Annotated in this window: 8 protein-coding genes; 2 read left to right on the top strand and 6 right to left on the bottom strand. The window is 67.2% G+C overall.

The features are described 5' to 3' along the window. Position 1 precedes the first annotated feature (1 nt). From OK349_RS09740 to OK349_RS09725, 4 genes are read right to left on the bottom strand one after another with little or no spacing between them, the layout of a single operon-like run. Positions 2 to 1,603 carry a GH39 family glycosyl hydrolase gene (locus tag OK349_RS09740; protein WP_265117616.1) on the bottom strand — a complete coding sequence of 534 codons (1,602 nt, stop codon included), beginning with the start codon at positions 1,601 to 1,603 and terminating at the stop codon, positions 2 to 4. Positions 1,604 to 1,642: 39 nt separating this feature from the next. Then, positions 1,643 to 3,175: a tryptophan halogenase family protein gene (locus tag OK349_RS09735; RefSeq protein ID WP_265117615.1), complete on the bottom strand. Its 1,533-nt coding sequence runs from the start codon at positions 3,173 to 3,175 to the stop codon at positions 1,643 to 1,645. Continuing rightward, complete coding sequence (locus tag OK349_RS09730; protein WP_265117614.1) at positions 3,172 to 4,710, bottom strand: tryptophan halogenase family protein; 1,539 nt, start codon at positions 4,708 to 4,710, stop codon at positions 3,172 to 3,174. The genes OK349_RS09735 and OK349_RS09730 overlap by 4 nt, the downstream gene beginning before the upstream one ends. Before the next feature lie 52 nt (positions 4,711 to 4,762). Next, positions 4,763 to 7,729 carry a TonB-dependent receptor gene (locus OK349_RS09725; protein WP_265117613.1) on the bottom strand — a complete coding sequence of 989 codons (2,967 nt, stop codon included), beginning with the start codon at positions 7,727 to 7,729 and terminating at the stop codon, positions 4,763 to 4,765. 316 nt (positions 7,730 to 8,045) lie between these two features. On the opposite strand from OK349_RS09725, the gene OK349_RS09720 reads away from it, so the two are divergent. Beyond that, a complete protein-coding gene (locus tag OK349_RS09720) occupies positions 8,046 to 9,392 on the top strand; it encodes a glycoside hydrolase family 27 protein (protein WP_265117612.1) in 1,347 nt (448 codons plus the stop codon). Between the two features lie 3 nt (positions 9,393 to 9,395). Here the strand turns inward: OK349_RS09720 and OK349_RS09715 are convergent, their stop codons facing one another. Further along, on the bottom strand, positions 9,396 to 11,852 hold the full coding sequence (locus tag OK349_RS09715) for a glycoside hydrolase family 3 protein (RefSeq protein ID WP_265117611.1): 2,457 nt from the start codon (positions 11,850 to 11,852) through the stop codon (positions 9,396 to 9,398). A gap of 71 nt (positions 11,853 to 11,923) precedes the next feature. On the opposite strand from OK349_RS09715, the gene OK349_RS09710 reads away from it, so the two are divergent. Beyond that, entirely contained in the window at positions 11,924 to 14,155 is a 2,232-nt protein-coding gene (locus OK349_RS09710) for a WD40/YVTN/BNR-like repeat-containing protein (protein WP_265117610.1), read from the top strand. On the opposite strand, the gene OK349_RS09705 is transcribed toward OK349_RS09710, so the two are convergent. Beyond that, positions 14,152 to 15,993, bottom strand: coding sequence for a sialate O-acetylesterase (locus tag OK349_RS09705; protein ID WP_265117609.1), 1,842 nt, complete (start codon positions 15,991 to 15,993; stop codon positions 14,152 to 14,154). The two genes, OK349_RS09710 and OK349_RS09705, sit on opposite strands and share 4 nt — an antisense overlap. Positions 15,994 to 16,094: the final 101 nt, after the last annotated feature.

Raw genomic sequence — 16,094 nt, 5'->3', positions numbered from 1 at the left:
CTTATTTGCGCTTCGCAGCGCCGAGCGGCTCGAGCTGCGCGAAGACCACGTCGTTCGTCCGCATCGGAACGCGCAACGTGTAGCGCCCGTCGGGACCGACCCGGACGGTCGCGATCGTCTCGGGCTTGTCCTGCGTCAGCGCGCGCAGCTCGGCGACCTGACCCGTGCTCAGGTCCTTGGGCGAGCCCATTTGCAGGTAGCGCGTATGCGCGTCATTCGCCTGGAACCCTGTGCGCCGCACCGTCACCCGGTAGCTGCCCGGCGCGACGCCGGCGAAGCTGAGCTCGGCGGGCGCCGCGGGCTGTGCCGGCAGCACCTTGGTGAAGAAGGGCCGGTTGCTCAGCGTCTGCTCGGGCTGAGTCCAGTTCCAGAACACCACGCCGGTGCGGCCCTTTGCAGTCGCGGCGATCACGGACGCGTCCACCGACGGCACCTCGCGCCCATCGAGTTGGTTCAGATATTTGTACGCGAAGAACGTGGCCTTGGGGACGCCCTCGCGGTTGATCAGGCCGAAGCCGCCATGGAAGGGCGTCGGCGGAGGGCCCGCCTCCTCGAACAAGTCGCTATAGGTCCAGTAGCTCATCCCCTGGGCATAGGGCCGCGTCGCCTTGAGCTTCGAAAGCACATAGGCGGCGCTGATATAGCTGTCGTGGACCGGGTCACGCGGGTTGTAGCTCGCGCTCCATTCGGTGAAGAACAGCGGCAGGTCGGGGAATTTGGATGCCGCGATCTGTTGGCGCACCCGGCGCACGTCGCCGGTGACCGCATCGGGATTGGTCGAGAGCTTGTTGTCGTCCTCGCCCTTCTCGTCGAGGAAGCCGCCGTCGACGCCATAAGTGTGGGTCGTGACGAAATCGACTGCGATGCCGCGGCGATGGGCATAGTCGAGGAACTCCGGAACCCAGGCCGCGCCCGCGGTGGAGGGGCCGCCGACCCGAAGCGCGGGATCGATCGCCTTGATCGTGCGTGCGCTGTTTTCGTAGAGCTCGAAATAGGCCTTCTGGTCGGCGCGCTCCCAGAAGCCGTCGAGATTGGGTTCGTTCCACACCTCGAAATACCAGCTGCGCACTTCCGCCTCGCCATAGCGCTGGCGCAGGTGGCGCACGAACGCGTCGACCAAAGCGGCCCAGGCCTTGGGCTCGGGGTGCGAGGTGTTGCCCTTCCAGTAGAAGATCGTCTGCTTCGAGCTCGCCATCGCCTCGGGCGTGAAGCCCAGCTCGACGAAGGGCTTGATCCCCATGCCGAGCAGCGCGTCGTAGAGCTGGTCGATCTTGGTCCAGTCATAGACGGTCTTGCCGTCGACGACGCGCACCGTGCCGAGCACGTCATGGAAGATCGCGTGGAAGCGGATGTAGCGGAAGCCGAGCTCATCCCGCGCGGTCTTGAGCTGCGCCAGGCTGTCGGGGCGGATCAGCGTGCCGGGATAATCGGCGCCGACCGAGAAGTTGAAGGAACGGTCGAGCGGTTCGCGCGCCTTGGCGAGGTCGATCTCGATGCGGCGCACCTCCTGCGCCTGTGCGTGCGCGGGACTGGTGCCCAGCGCGGCGAGCGCCAGCAGCAGGCCGGCGAGCAAGTTGGACGCGGGGCGACGACTCCGGTTCATTTCATATCCTTGGCTGGTCGGTCGGCGTGGCGGCGCATCTCATGCCGCGCCGGGCGGCCTCGCCGCGCAATGCTGCGCGATGAATTCTTCATGGGTCGGCATGGCGGCGGCGGTCTTGCCGATCACGTCGCGCAGGTGATGCAGGAAGCGGCTGGTCTCGGGGACCGGCAGCGCGGCGGCGAGCGGATCATAGCCATGCGGCACGATATGCTGTCCCAGCAGCACGGCGTACCAGCTGTCCTCGGTGAACAGGTCGCCCTGCATGCGGAAGTTGCGCGCCTTGCCGCGCCACAATTCCACCCGCTCGGTCAGGCTGTCGGGCACCGGCATCGTCCGGCAATAGTCCCAGAAGCTCGTGTCGCTGCGCTCGGTGGCGTGGTAATGAAGAATGACGAAATCGCGCACTTGCGCATATTCGCGCGTCAGCCAGCGATTATATTCGTCTCGTTCCACGGCATCGAAACCGGTATCGGGGAACAGCGCCAGCAGCCGGGAAATGCCCGACTGGATGAGGTGGATGCTGGTCGATTCGAGCGGCTCGATGAAACCACCCGACAGGCCGATGGCGATGCAGTTCTTCTCCCACAGCCGCTCACGCCGGCCGGGGGTGAAGCGCAGATGGCGCGGCTCGGCGGTCGGCGCGCCGTCGAGCCCGTCGAGCAGGTCGCGCAGCGCGTCCTCGTCGCCATAATGCGCACTCGAATAGACATGGCCGTTGCCGATGCGGTGCTGCAGCGGGATTCGCCAGCGCCACCCCGCCTTGCCCGCGGTCGCGCGCGTATAGGGGGTGAGCGGGCTGACGCTCTCGCTGGGAATCGCGATCGCGCGGTCGCACGGCAGCCAGTGCAGCCAGCTATGATAGCCGACCCCCAGCGTCTCGCCGAGCAGCAGTGCGCGGAAGCCCGAGCAGTCGATGAACAGTTCGCCCTCGACGCGACGGCCATCGCCGAGCACGACCGCGGTGATGAAGCCGGTCTCGCCATCCTGCTCGACCGTCGCGATCTTGCCCTCGACGCGCGTGACGCCGCGCTCCTCGGCATAGCCGCGCAGGAAACGCGCATAGAGGCCGGCGTCGAAATGAAAGGCATAGGCCATCGTCGACAGCACCGCCGCCGGGTTCTGCGACGGCCGCGCGAACTTGCCCATCCCCGCCGCGACCGCGGAGAGGCAATAGTCGGCGAGCGGTCCGACATCGCCGTCCGCACCGCCAAGGCTCGACTGGCGCAGCCAGATCTGGTGGAATTTGAGCCCCTGGGTGTCGCGGCCGTGGACGCCGAAGGGATGGAGATAGCGGTCGCCCAGCCGTCCCCAGTTCACGAACTCGATGCCGAGCTTGAACGTCGCCTGGGTGGCGCGGATGAATTCGTCCTCGTCCAGTCCGAGCAGGCGGTTGAAATCGTGGAGCGACGGGATCGTCGCCTCGCCCACGCCGACGGTGCCGATCTCGTCGGATTCGACCAGGGTCACGGAGACGCCCGCGGCCGTGAGGCGCGACACGGCGGCCGCCGTCATCCAGCCGGCGGTGCCGCCGCCGACGATCACGACCTTGGTGATCGGCGCGCCCGCGCTCACGCCGCGGCGCCCTGCGCCCCGAACCGCCCGGTCCGGGCATATTCGACGAGCGCGCGATTGCTTGGGAGATTGTGGATCGCGAATTGCGCCTGGCGGCCCACTTCGGCGAACGCCGCGCGCGCTTCTTCATGGTAGCGGTAGAGGCCTGTCCTGGCGCTGAGGTCGGTCTTCCAGCCCATGCCATAGAGCACATATTGCCAGCTCGCTTCGGTGAAGATGTCGATGTTCGTGTCGACGTCCATCTCGTTTGGCGGGCGGAAGCGCCAGCGGTCGAGCAGCTCGTGCAGGCTCTCGGGAACGGTCGCGGGATCGGCATTGTCGCGCCAGAACTGCGTGTCGCGGCGCTCGGTCAGGCAATAGTGCATCTTGATGAAGTCGAGCGTGCGTTCGTAGCGGCGGCGCATGATCTCGTTGAACTGGCGCGCCGAGGTTTCGTAGTCGCCGCCCCAGGGAAAGAGGTTGGCGACCATCGCCGCGGCGACCTCGGAGAAGACGATCCCGGTCGCCTCGAGCGGCTCGAAGAACCCGCTCGACAGCCCGATCGCGACGCAGTTCTTGTGCCAGTTGATCTCGCGATAGCCCGCGTCGAAGCGGAACTTGCGCATCTCGAGGCCATCCGCCGCCTCGCCGATATAGGTGCGCAACCCCGCCTCGGCGGCGGCATCGTCGGTGTGCGCGGAGGAAAAGACATGGCCGATGCCGCGGCGATGATCGAGGCCGATGTCCCAGATCCAGCCCGCCTGCTGCGCGGTCGAGATGGTGTAGGAAGCGATCGGATCGTCGGCGCGCGCATAGGGTACCTGGATCGCGATCGCGCTGTCGCAGAACAGCACCTCGCGGCACGAGCGCCAGGGCATGCCGAGCGCCTTGCCGATCAGCTCGGCGCGGAAGCCGGTGCAGTCGATATAGAGGTCCGCCTCGATCAGGCCGCTGGCCTCGGTCCGCACCCCGGCGATCGCGCCGTCGGCGCCGACCAGCACTTCGGTCACGGTGTCGGTCAGATGCTCGACACCGTTCGCGACCGCCTGGTCGCGCAGCAGTTCGGCGAGGATCACCGCATCGAAGTGGAAGGCGTAGTTGAGCGGCGCGACATAGTCGGGGTGCGAGGGCAGCTTGGGCGCGCGGTGTGCGTCGGCCGCCTTCTTCTGGGGCGTGCTGACCTCGTCCCAGCCCTCATTGCCCGCCGCACCGAGCAGCCAGTACGGCAGCAGCTCGAGCCCTGAGCGCTCGTCAGCCTGCTGGAACGCGTGGAGATAATGGTCGTCTCCCGTGCGCCAGTTGGCGAACTTCGCCCCCTGCTTGAAGGTCGCGCCGCAGCGCCGCACCAGCTCGGCCTCGTCGACGCCAATCGTCGCCAGCGTCTTGCGGATGGTGGGGAAGGTGCCTTCGCCGACCCCGAGGATGCCGATCGCGCTGGATTCGACGAGGCGCACCGCTGCGCCTCCGGGGAGGTCGGCACCGAGCCGCTTGGCGAGATAGCCCGCGGCGATCCACCCGGCGGTGCCACCTCCGACGATGAGGATCTGCTTTTTCATATGCCTCCTAAGGGGGGCCGGCGTTGCGGCCGGCCGCCCCAGGAACGCTATACTAGAAGGACAGGTTCGCGCCGATGCTGACGCGCCGGTCGCTCTGGAACCAGCTTCGCGTATAGATGGCATCGTTCTTGTAGCCGCCCATCAGCGTGCGCTGCGTTTCGTTGAGGATGTTCGTGCCCTTGACGGTGAACGACAGGTTGTCGGTCACCTTGTAGGTCACGCCCACATCCACCTGGCCATAGGCGTCGCCATAGACCGGTAGCGCGATCTGGGTGCCGGGCGGGTTGGTGGGACTCGGCAACGGCTTGTAAATATAGGTCGGCGTGGTGCCGTTCGAGTTGGTCGACTGCAGATATCTCGACCGCCACGAATAGGCCACGCGCGCGGAGAGCTTGCTGCGCTCGTAGAGCAGGGTGACGTTGAAGTTGTGCTTCGAGAGACCCTGCAGCGGGGCATCGTTGCGGATCGTGCCGAAGATGTCGCGATACAGGTCGCCCGGGTTCTTGCTGTCGATGAAGGTGTAGTTGGCCTCGACGCCGAATCCGGCCAGGTCGCCAGGCAGCATGTCGAGGAAGGCGCGGCCGCCCACTTCGACGCCCTTCACTGTCGCCGCCTCGGTCGCCGTGACCACATCCGACGCCGCCGCCTGGGCGATCTCGGTCGTGCCGTCCTGATAGTAGATCGTGACGTCACGCTGGGTCAGCGAGAAGATCGGAAGATCCGTGATGTGCTTGTAGAAGCCGTTGACGTAGAACATCGTTCCCGGCTTGACGTACCATTCCAGCGACACGTCCACGTTGTTGGACATGGCGGGCTTGAGGAAGGGGTTGCCGGTCGACGCCGTGAAGTTGGTGAAGATGCCGGGCTGGCCCTGCACCGGATTGTCGTCCGTGTCTGCGCCGATCGTTCCACCGCCGCGCGTCGCGTTGAAGCTCGGCAGATCCATCGTGATGTTGTAGGCCGCGCGCAGCTTGATGTCCTCGCTCGGCTGCAACTGCAGGTTCACCGAGGGCAGGAAGCGCGTGAAGGTCGCGCTGCCGCCCCGAGGATCGACCCGGCGCCCCAGGTTCACTTGTTGACCATTGCGGATGAAGTTGAACGCCTCCTGGACGATGAAGCCCTGGGACTCGTTCTTCACGCGCACCACGCGCCCGCCGACATTGCCCGAGAAGCCGAGCTTGCCAGCTTCATAGTCCCGCCCGAAGCGGACCTGCGCATAGCCGGAGAATGTCTCGGTTCTCCACAGGCCGCGATCTTCCGGCTGGAATGCGACAGGCCGCGACCGCGGACCGCCATAGCCGAGCGGGGCGGGGCGATGAAGATCATCGGCGCTCACGCCTTCGACGAGTGCGATCGACGGCCATAGCGTGTTCGCGGGAACGTCGATGTCGCCGTGGAAGAAATTGTCGAAGGCATAGAATTCGACGTCGCCCGGCCGCGCATCGGCGAAGGTCAGCTGCGGATCGCCGTTCCAGCCGCGGCCGAGCGCGGTCCAGGTGAAGCCGTTGTTGAGGTCGCGCTCGCGGCGCTCCGACCAGCGGCCGCCGACCTTGATCGCGCGGAAGAAGCTGTCCTCGAAGGTATATTCCGCGTCGAGGTTGGCCGCGTGCATCGTGCCGCGGTTGCGTTCGTTGTGCGGCATCGCCGCCGCCCAGGTGTAATTGGCCGGGTTGGTGAACTGGCCCGGAGCCAGCGCCGGCAAGGTGACCTTGGGGAACTTGCCCGTCAGGTCGAGGCCGAACGTCGATGGGAAGGGCAGGTCGCGGAAGATCGCCAGGCGATCGAGCTGCGAGGTCGACAGGACGTTCTGATAGGCGCCCGAGAGCTTGAACGGTCCCTGGCCCGGCTGCCAGCTGAACTCGGCGGAGATGTCCCGGGTCAGCGACTTCGACCGCGTGCCCTCGGTACCGCCGCCGCCATTGATGGTGCCGCCGGTGGGCAGGAAGGTGTTCCCATCGCGCAGGAACATCGCATCCGTCGACAGTAGCGCGCCATTCTCGTCGAACGTGCTCCCGTTGCGGTTGACCACTAGGTCCTGCGACGTCTGCATCGCGAAGTGCGACTGATTGTGGTTCTTGTAGCGCGACTGGAAGAAGATGCCGGTCAGCTTGAGATCATCGCTCGGCGCCCATTGCACCGCGGCGTAGATGCCGGTGCGGTCGCGCTTGAACTCCTCGTCGCCATAGTCGTAGCCGCCGGGGAGGAACACGTCCTCGGTATCGCCGAGCAGCCGGCGCCGGAAATAGGGCTCCATACGGAAGAAGTTCGACCGCGAGGTGAGCTGGCTGTGCGCCAGGTCGACCAGGACGCCGATGTCGCCGATGCCGGTGCTCCAGCGATTGGTGAGCAGGAGCGATCCGGAATAGTCGGTCCGTTCCACGAGGTCGCCCATGCTGACCTCGAGGCTGCCCGCGGCGTGCCAGCCGGGCGAGAAGTCGAACGGCAGCTTGGTGCGCAGGTCGATCTGGCCGCCGGTGCCGCCCTCGATCAGGTCCGCCGTTGCCGCCTTGTAGACATCGACCGCCGACATCAGCTCGGGCGTGACATCGCCCCAGACCAGTCCGCGTCCGCCATTGGCGCTGAAGATCTCGCGGCCATTGAGGCGCGAGGCGACGCCCGAGAGCCCGCGCACCTGGATGCCCGAGCCCTCGACCGAGAAATGGTCAGGGTCGTTGAGCGCGGCGAAGCGGACGATGCTCACGCCCGACACGCGCTGGAGGACTTCGGTGATCGAGTTGTCGGGCAGCTTGCCGGCTTCGTCGGCGACGACCGAGCTGATGATGCTTTCCGACGCCTTCTTACGCGCATCGGCGGCCTCGAGCGCGCGACGGCGGGCGGTGATGATGACGTCCTGCTCGCCGCCGGACTGGTCGGCTGGCGCCGCCGTCTCCTGAAGCGGGGCAGGCGGTTCGGCCGCGGGGGCGGAAGGTGTTTCCATCGCCCATGCCGGCGCCGTGATGCCCATGGCGATCATCGCAAGACAGGAGGCGCCGGTCCGTGCTAGGACCTTGGTGCTCATGTTACCGCTAACATTTTGAGACGTCATTTATCTTCCTCTCCCTGGCGACGCATCGCATCGCTGGCTCTAGTGCCTTCTTCCGGACACTGGGCTCATAATCTCATTGATCATATTCACCGGGGGCTGTCAACGATGTCACGACAGTTAAGTGACATTATTTTGTCTGATATAAAATGGCCTCGACTTGGCGCGAACGGCGGAGTTGTGTGACATGAAGCCCACTGCCTACGAGGCGATTGACCCCATCTTCAGGGAAAATATAGTAGGAGAAATATCGGTGCCTGGAGTTTCGACTGTGTCGTCAAGGAGGGGAAATTTGCTCGACCGCCGTGATTTTCTCGCCGTTCCGGCCTTGCTGGGCCTTGCTGCCGCCTCGCCCGCGCTGGCGATTCGGAGAGGCATGCGCGCCGCCGATTCGCGCTTGCGCGCGCCGGCGCCGCCGATGGGTTGGAACAGCTGGAACTCGTTCGCCACCACGCTCACCGAGGCGCAGGCTCTGGAGACGGCGCGGATCATGGCGGAGAAGCTGCTGCCCTTCGGCTACGACGTCTTCACGGTCGACATCCAATGGTATGAGCCGAATGCCACCGGCTATGCCTATCGCGCGGGCGCGGAGCTCGCGATGGACGGTTACGGACGGCTGCAGCCCGCGCCGAATCGCTTTCCCTCGGCGGCGGCGGGGAAGGGCTTTGGCCCGCTGGCGGACCGGATCCACGCGCTGGGCCTCAAGTTCGGGGTGCATCTGATGCGTGGCATCCCGCGCCTTGCCTATGCGCGCGACCTGCCCGTGCTCGGCACGCGCCATTCCGCGCGCGACATCGCCAATCCCAATTCGGTGTGCACCTGGAATACCGACATGTACGGCGTCGACATGTCGAAGCCGGGGGCGCAGGCTTATTATGACTCGGTGTTCGCACTGTTCGCGCAATGGGGCGTCGATTTCGTCAAGATGGACGATATGAGCCGCCCCTATGCCAATAACTGGGCGGAGATCGAGGCGGCGCAGGCCGCGATCGCCGCGTCGGGCCGGCCGATGGTCCTCAGCCTCTCGCCGGGCGAAACCGACCTCAAATGGGGCGTGCACGCGCAGCAGCATGCCCAGATGTGGCGCATCTCCGACGATTTCTGGGACGAATGGCCCCTGCTCAAGGACCAGTTCCGGCGGCTCGAGGCATGGAATCCCTATCGCCGTCCGGGCGCCTGGCCCGACGCCGACATGCTCCCGCTCGGTCTGTTGGCGATGGGATCGCGCAAGACCAAATTCACGCCCGACGAGCAGCAGACGCTGATGACGCTGTGGGCGATCGCGCGCTCGCCGCTGATCATGGGCGGCGACCTGCGCGGGCTCGACGCGGCCACATTGAAGCTGCTGACCAACCGCGAGGTGATCGCGCTCAACCAAACCAGCCGCGACAATATGCCCGTGTCGAACGACGGCGCGCGCGTGGTGTGGACCGCGCAAACCGCGGACGGTACGGCGCGCTATCTCGCGCTGTTCAACCTCTCCGACCACCCGCTCGTCGTCGAACAGAAGTTCAAGGCGATCGGCGCGCCGCGCAAAGCGAAGGCGCTCAACCTGTGGACCGGCGAAGCCGGCGACGTGGACACCGAGCTCGCGATCGAGCTGCGCGGCCATGCCTCGGCCTTGTTCAAGCTCAGCTGACGTCTATTCCGGACAACCGCTGGCGTTCGGATCGGACACGATCCGCGCGTCGGCGATGCTCACCGTGAACGGCGCGGCTGCGGTGATGCGCAGCGGCGACGCCACCTTCTTGAGGCCGGGATTGACCGTGGCGAAGCATTTGAGGCTGATTGCCGCGGTCTGCCATTCGCCGGGCCTGCGGCTGAACATCGCAGTCGCGGGCAGGCCCTTGCCGGGGGCGCTCTCCGGCACGGCGAGCTCGACCGGCCCCTTGGGCGCCGCATCGACCCGATAAACGATGCGCAGCGACAGATCGGCATTGCTCTCGCGCGACCAGTCCAGCTCAGGCCCGGTGATCGTGAACGCAGCGGGCGCCGCGGCGGTCCAGGCGAGGCGGATCGCGCCCTCCTGCTGGGTCGCCGAATCGACCGGGCTGCGGGTGATACCGGCGCCGAGCGACGCGCTGAACGGCGCCGGCGTCGCGCCGCGCGCGAAGAATACCGAGCGGTTGGACAGGCTGGCGTCGACGCCCGAGACCTCGCTCAGCGCACCGAGCGGCTTGCCCGGCGTCCGGTAATCGAGCCCGAAGCCATAGGCGAACAGCGGGTCATAATTGGGCTGGCCGGGATTGAGCACGAACTGGCCCGCCGTATTCGGCCAGGAGAAGCTCAGCCGCCCCTGGAAGTCGTGGCGCGGCTTGCCGGCCTTGTCGCCGATCAGCACGTCGGCGATGCCGCCGCCTTCGCTGCCCGGAAGCCACGCCGCGACGAACGCGTCGGAGGCGTTGATCTCCGGGTTCACCCAGAGCGGGCGGCCCGAGAGGAACACCGAGACGGTGGGGATGCCCGCCGCCTTGAGCTTCTTGAGCGTGGCCAGCGCCTGCTTGTCGCCCGGCTCGAACTCGAGCGAGCGGATGTCGCCGCGCATCTCGGCATAGGGCGCTTCGCCGAACACCACGATCGCGACGTCGGGCTTGGTGGCGAAGCTGCCGTCGGCGCTGAGCGTCGCCGAGCCGCCCTGCGCGCGCATCGTCGCGTCGATCCCCTCCCAGATCGTCTGGGCGTTGGGGAAATCGCTGCGCTTGTTGCCGTCGCCCTGCCAGCTCAGCGTCCAGCCGCCGGTCTGCGGCCCCATGTCGTTCGCCGCGGGGCCCGCGACGAGCAGCTTCGCGCCGCCGCGGATCGGCAGCACGCCGCCATTATTCTTGAGCAGCACCAGCGACTTGCGCACCGCCTCGCGCGCCACCGCGCGATGCTCGGGCGCGCCCATCAGCTCGGCGCGGCCGTCATAGGGGCGGGCCGCGTCGAACAGGCCGAGCTTGAACTTGACGCGCAGGATACGACGCACGGCGTCGTCGATCCGCGCCATCGGGATCGCGCCGCTCTTCGCCTGTGCCAGCGTGCTCTCGTAGAGTCCCTTCCACGTGTCCGGCGCCATCACCATGTCGATGCCGGCGTTGAAGCCGCGCGCGCAATCGGTGCGCGTGCAGCCCGGGATCTGGGCATGCCCGTTCCAGTCGCTGACGATGAAGCCGTCAAACCCCATCTTGCCCTTGAGCACGTCGGTCAGCATCGACTTGTTGCCGTGCATCTTCTCGCCGTTCCAGCTGTTGTATGACGCCATCACGGTCATCACGCCGGCATCGATCGCGGCGATATAGCCCTGCGCGTGAGTCACGATCAGCGTCTTCTCGTCGACCTGCGTGTCGCCCTGGTCGATGCCGCCGGTGGTGCCGCCGTCGCCCAGGAAATGCTTGGCGGAGGCGGCGACATGGCCCTGTTGGATCGTGCCGCTGGCGCGCGCGCCTTGCAGCCCGTCGATCAGCGCCTTGGCATAGGCCTTCGAGATGTCGGGCTTTTCCGAATAGCCCTCATAGGCGCGGCCCCAGCGGTCGTCCTGCGGCACCGCCAGCGTCGGCCCGAACGCCCAGTCGATCCCCGCCGCCGCGGTCTCCAGCGCGGTGATGCGTCCGATCTTCTCGATCAGCGCCGGATCGTTCGCCGCGCCGAGGCCAATATTGTGCGGGAAGATCGTCGCCCCGACGATGTTGCTGTTGCCGTGGACCGCGTCGATGCCGAAGATGTTGGGGATCGGCACATATCCCGGCCGCTGCTCGAGCGACACCGCGCGGAATGCCTGCGCCGTCGCGAGCCAGGGCTCGATCGGCGAGCGATCTGGCGCGCCGAGCGGCGGCGAGCTGCCGCCCGCCAGGATGCTGCCGAGCGGATATTTGCGCAGCTCCTCGGGCTTGATCGAGGAGGTGTCGCCCTGGATCATCTGCCCGACCTTCTGCTCCAGCGATAATTTGGCGAGCAGCTCGTCGACCCGCTTCTCGATCGCCGGGTCGATCAGGCCGACGCTCTTCGCCGCCGGCCAGTTCGCCGGATGGGCGGTCGAGGCCGGGCTGTCCTGGCCCGCGGCAGGGCCGACGGACAACGTTGTCCCGGCCAGTAGCAGCAACACCGCCCGGCTTGCCTTCATGACGCTCTCCTAGGTTGATTTCTATGTTCAATTGAAGAAATGTGAGCGCTACCATAATGCGGGAGGAAGCCATGTCCACATTTTTCCGGGCGGCGGCGGCGGCGCTGTTCGCCTTCGCCATGACCGGTGTGGACGGGCCCGCCTCCGCGCAGCAAGCGCGCGCGGCACCATCCGTCCCCTATCGCTGGCAGAACGTCAAGGTCGGCGGCGGCGGCTTCTCACCGGGCGTGATCTTCAGCCGCGCCGAACGCGGGCTCGCCTATCTGCGTACCGATATCGGCGGCGCCTATCGCTGGGACGCGAAGGCGAAGCGCTGGATCCCGCTGCAGGACTCGATTGGCGAGAGCAACTATCATGGGATCGAGAGCATCGCCGCCGACCCGCGCAATCCCGACATCGTCTATCTCGCCGCGGGCATGTATCACCGCGATCCCGCTGCGATCCTCAAATCGGTCGATCGCGGGGCGAGCTGGCGCGTGATCCCGGTCCCGTTCCGGATGGGCGGCAACGAGCCCGGCCGGGGTCTGGGCGAGCGGCTGGCGATCGACCCCAACAACCCCGCCATCCTCTATTTCGGATCGCGCTTCGACGGGCTGTGGCGCAGCACCGATTCGGGTGAGAGCTGGAGCAAGGTCGCGAGCTTCCCCCATGCCGGTCGCCCCGCCCCGGCCGAACGGTGGGACAGCAATGCCGGGGTGAGCTTCATCCTGTTCGACCGTTCGAGCGCGAAGGACGGCAAGTCGCAGACCCTCTATGCCGCGGTCGCCGATCCCGACGGGCAGGGCCTTTATCGCTCGGTCGATGGCGGCGGGAGCTGGGCGAGGGTGCGGGGCGGACCCGGCGGCCTGATGCCCGCCAAGGGCGACATCTCCGACGACGGGCGGCTGGTGATCGCCTGGTCCAACTGGATGGGCCCGAACGGCGTGTCGGGCGGGGCGGTGTCGCGGCTGGCCGGCGGGCAGTGGACGGACATCACCCCCGGCAAGGGCGCGCGCCACGGCGGCGGCTATATGGCGATCAGCCTGGCGCATGGCGCGCCCGGCACATTGGCGGTGGCGACGATGAACGCGTCGCCCGACACCGCCTATGTCTCGCGCGACTGGGGCGCAACCTGGACCGATATCGGCAAGGACAGCCGGCGCGACATCGCCGCCGCGCCCTGGCTGCGCCTCGGCGAGGCCGAGGCCGATTTCGGGCACTGGATCGCGGGGCTCGCGATCGATCCGTTCGATGCCGGGCGGATCGCCTACACCACGGGCGCGACGGTCTATGCGACCGGTGACTGGAGCAGCGGGTTGTGGCAGCCCTGGACCGACGGCGTCGAGGAAACCGCGATCGTCTCGCTCGCCAGCCCCACCGGCGGCGCGCATCTCATCTCCGGCTTCGGCGACATCGCGGGCTTCGTGCACGATGATTTCGCGGTCTCGCCGCCGAAGATTCACCTCAACCCGCACCTCGTGACCACGATCAACCTCGATTATGCGGGCCGCGCGCCTGAAGTCGTCGTGCGCAGCGGCCGGGTGCACCAGGGGTGGAAGACCGAGGCGACGCTCGCGCTGTCCAAGGATGGCGGGCGGTCGTGGCGCTCGGTTCTCGTCCCCGCTTATGCCGAGGTCGGCGAGACCGAGGCCAAGCGCCACGACTTGCTGAAGACTCCGGCGATCACCGTGTCCGCCGACGGCGGCGTGCTCGCGGTCGCGACGCCGACGCCGCTCTTCTCGCACGACGGCGGCGCCACCTGGACCTCGGGCCACAACGCGCCGCGCGAGACCCGCGCGGTGGCGGACAAGGTCGATCCGCAGCGCTTCTACATGCTCGATTTCGCCTCGGCGAAGCTGTTCGTCAGCACCGACGGCGGCCGCAAGTTCCGCGCCGCGGCGACCCTGCCCGGCGACCTGTGGAAGGCGCGTACCTACAATGTCGAGACGCCGTGGCCGCTCGTCGCCTCGCCCTTCGCGGCAGGCGACCTGTGGCTCGACATCGGCGGCACGCTGCACCGCAGCCGCGACGGCGGGCGCAGCTTCGCCGTCGCGAGCAAGGGGCTGGAGATCAAGCGGTTCGCGCTCGGCAAACCGGCCGAGGGTGCGCGCGAACCGACGGTGTTCGCATTCGGTACGCTGGGCGGCGTGACCGGCATCTGGCGCTCGACCGACGGCGGCGCGAGTTGGGTGCGCGTCAATGACGACGCCAACCAATGGGGCAATCGCATCCGCCTGATCGAGGGCGATCCGCGCATCTTCGGCCGCGTCTATGTCGGCACCGACGGGCGCGGCCTGCTCTATGGCGAGCAGACCGCGCGCTAGGGCAGGGTGATCTCGAACGGTACCACCGGCAGCCCGTCGCGATCGTAGAGATTGGCGATCGGGCTGTCGGCCCAGAGATAGCGGACCCTGGTGTCGCCCGGCACTGCATCGACGAGGATCGTGGAGGGATCGGCGAGCCGCGCTGCGGTGAAGCGGCACCCGTTCGCGCCGCATGCCTCGAACCCGACCGCTCCCGCGCCGCCGATCACCTGCAATGGGCGATCGAACCGCAACCGCACATGACCGCCCTCCCGCACAGCTTGCGGAAGCTGGGCATTGCTCGCTCCCTCCATCGCGAGCGCGAGACGCAGGCCAACGCTCTTCTTGTCCGTCGGATGAATGTCGCGCGGGTCGCCGATGTCGATCGCCACCGCGAGGCCCGCGTCGCGATCCGCGGCCACGGTCGCACGCTGCACCTCGCGCAACCCGGCCCAGGCCGAATCGACGGGCTTGCTCTGCATCGGGCCGAAGTTGGCGAGCTGGACGATCGCGAATCGCCGGGTCGAGAAACGCGCGCGCCAGTCCGCCATCAGCGAGGGCAGCAGCTTCGCGTAACCCGCGGAGTCGCCGACATTGGCCTCGCCCTGATACCAAGCGATGCCGGCCAGCGGAATCCGTCCCAGCGGTGCGATCATGCCGTTATAGAGCGTCGTCAGGCCGCTCGCTCCGATCCAGGGCACAGATGGCGCTGTCCCCGCATCGCGAACATCCAGGCCGCGCTGGAACTGCCAGCGGCCGTTGAGCGGGACCGAGCTGCCGTCATCCAGTTCGATCCCGCGGGGCGTCGTGCCCCACATGCCGCCGCCGCCGGCGGTGTCGATGGCGCGAACCTGGATGCGGTTGACTCCGGCGCGGAGCTGGCCGGAGGCGAGCGGATAGGTTCGTTGGCTGGTCCAGCCGACCGTGCTGCCGATCACTGCGCCATTGATCAGCGTCTGATCGAAATCATCGACCGCGCCCAGATGGATACGCCGTGCGCGCCGTGCTTGGTCAGCGGTCAGCATCACCTCGCTGGTGTAGACCCCGGCGCCGTCGAAGGATGCCAGATCAGGTACATCCCACTCTTCCCAGAACCGATTGGGATCGGCGGGGATCGGCGCTCCGAGTTTTGCCGTCGCGCGCTTGAAATAGCGGTCGAGCTCCTTGTCCAGCCAGCGTTGCGCGGCGGCGGGATCGGTGCCGCGCAACGCCAGCATCGCCAGCCCGTCGTCGAAACCGCCATTGCGGCGCAAGCCCGCCTCGCTCAGCCAATCCTGGATGATCGAACCGCCCCAGGAAGCCGCGATCAGTCCGACCGGCACCTTGCGAAGGCGCTGCAGTTCGGCTCCCATGAACCAGCAGGCGGCGGAGAAATCGCGCGCGCTGGTGGGCGCGGACGGCTGCCAAACGACCGGCCCCGCGAACTGCGCTTGCGGTGCGGTGCTGCTCTGGCGCGGCACGTTGAACAGGCGCAGCGCGGGGTTGGCGCTCTGCGCGACGGCTGTATCGGCATTGGTGGCGACGCGGAGCGTGAACTCCATGTTCGACTGGCCGGAGCAGAGGAACACATCGCCAACCGCGACATTGGCGAGACGCGCGGTCTCGCTCCCCGACCGCACGGTCAGCGTGGTGGATGCAAGCGGCCCATGCCCGGGAAGCTCGATCCGCCATTTGCCTTCGCCGTCCGCGCGGCCGGTCACCGCAGGCGCGTCGCCAAACTGTGCCGATACCTCTGCGCCCGGCGCGGCATGCCCTTCCACCGGCATGGGCTTGTCCCGTTGCACCACCATATGATCCGAAAAGACCGGCGCGAGCTTCAACGTCTGCGCGCCCGCCGGCGTCGCTGCCACCAGAGCCATCGTCAGCGCCGTACCGCAAATCCACCTTTGCATCGCAACCCTCTCGACCTTGTTTGATGATAGCGCTACCATATTGATCGGATCGCGCAAGACGTGACAGG

Source organism: Sphingomonas sp. BT-65, from assembly GCF_026107375.2.
In the GTDB taxonomy this organism is placed as follows: domain Bacteria; phylum Pseudomonadota; class Alphaproteobacteria; order Sphingomonadales; family Sphingomonadaceae; genus Sphingomonas.
The sequence above is the reverse complement of the archived record's forward strand: the minus strand, read 5'-3'. Positions and strand labels throughout refer to the sequence as shown.

What these genes read in the sequence shown, in the direction of transcription:
- OK349_RS09715 (WP_265117611.1), bottom strand. Translation starts at nt 11,852, where the DNA reads ATGAAGGCAAGCCGGGCGGTGTTGCTGCTACTGGCCGGGACAACGTTG.
- OK349_RS09725 (WP_265117613.1), bottom strand. Translation starts at nt 7,729, where the DNA reads ATGAGCACCAAGGTCCTAGCACGGACCGGCGCCTCCTGTCTTGCGATG.
- OK349_RS09740 (WP_265117616.1), bottom strand. Translation starts at nt 1,603, where the DNA reads ATGAACCGGAGTCGTCGCCCCGCGTCCAACTTGCTCGCCGGCCTGCTG.
- OK349_RS09730 (WP_265117614.1), bottom strand. Translation starts at nt 4,710, where the DNA reads ATGAAAAAGCAGATCCTCATCGTCGGAGGTGGCACCGCCGGGTGGATC.
- OK349_RS09710 (WP_265117610.1), top strand. Translation starts at nt 11,924, where the DNA reads ATGTCCACATTTTTCCGGGCGGCGGCGGCGGCGCTGTTCGCCTTCGCC.
- OK349_RS09705 (WP_265117609.1), bottom strand. Translation starts at nt 15,993, where the DNA reads ATGGCTCTGGTGGCAGCGACGCCGGCGGGCGCGCAGACGTTGAAGCTC.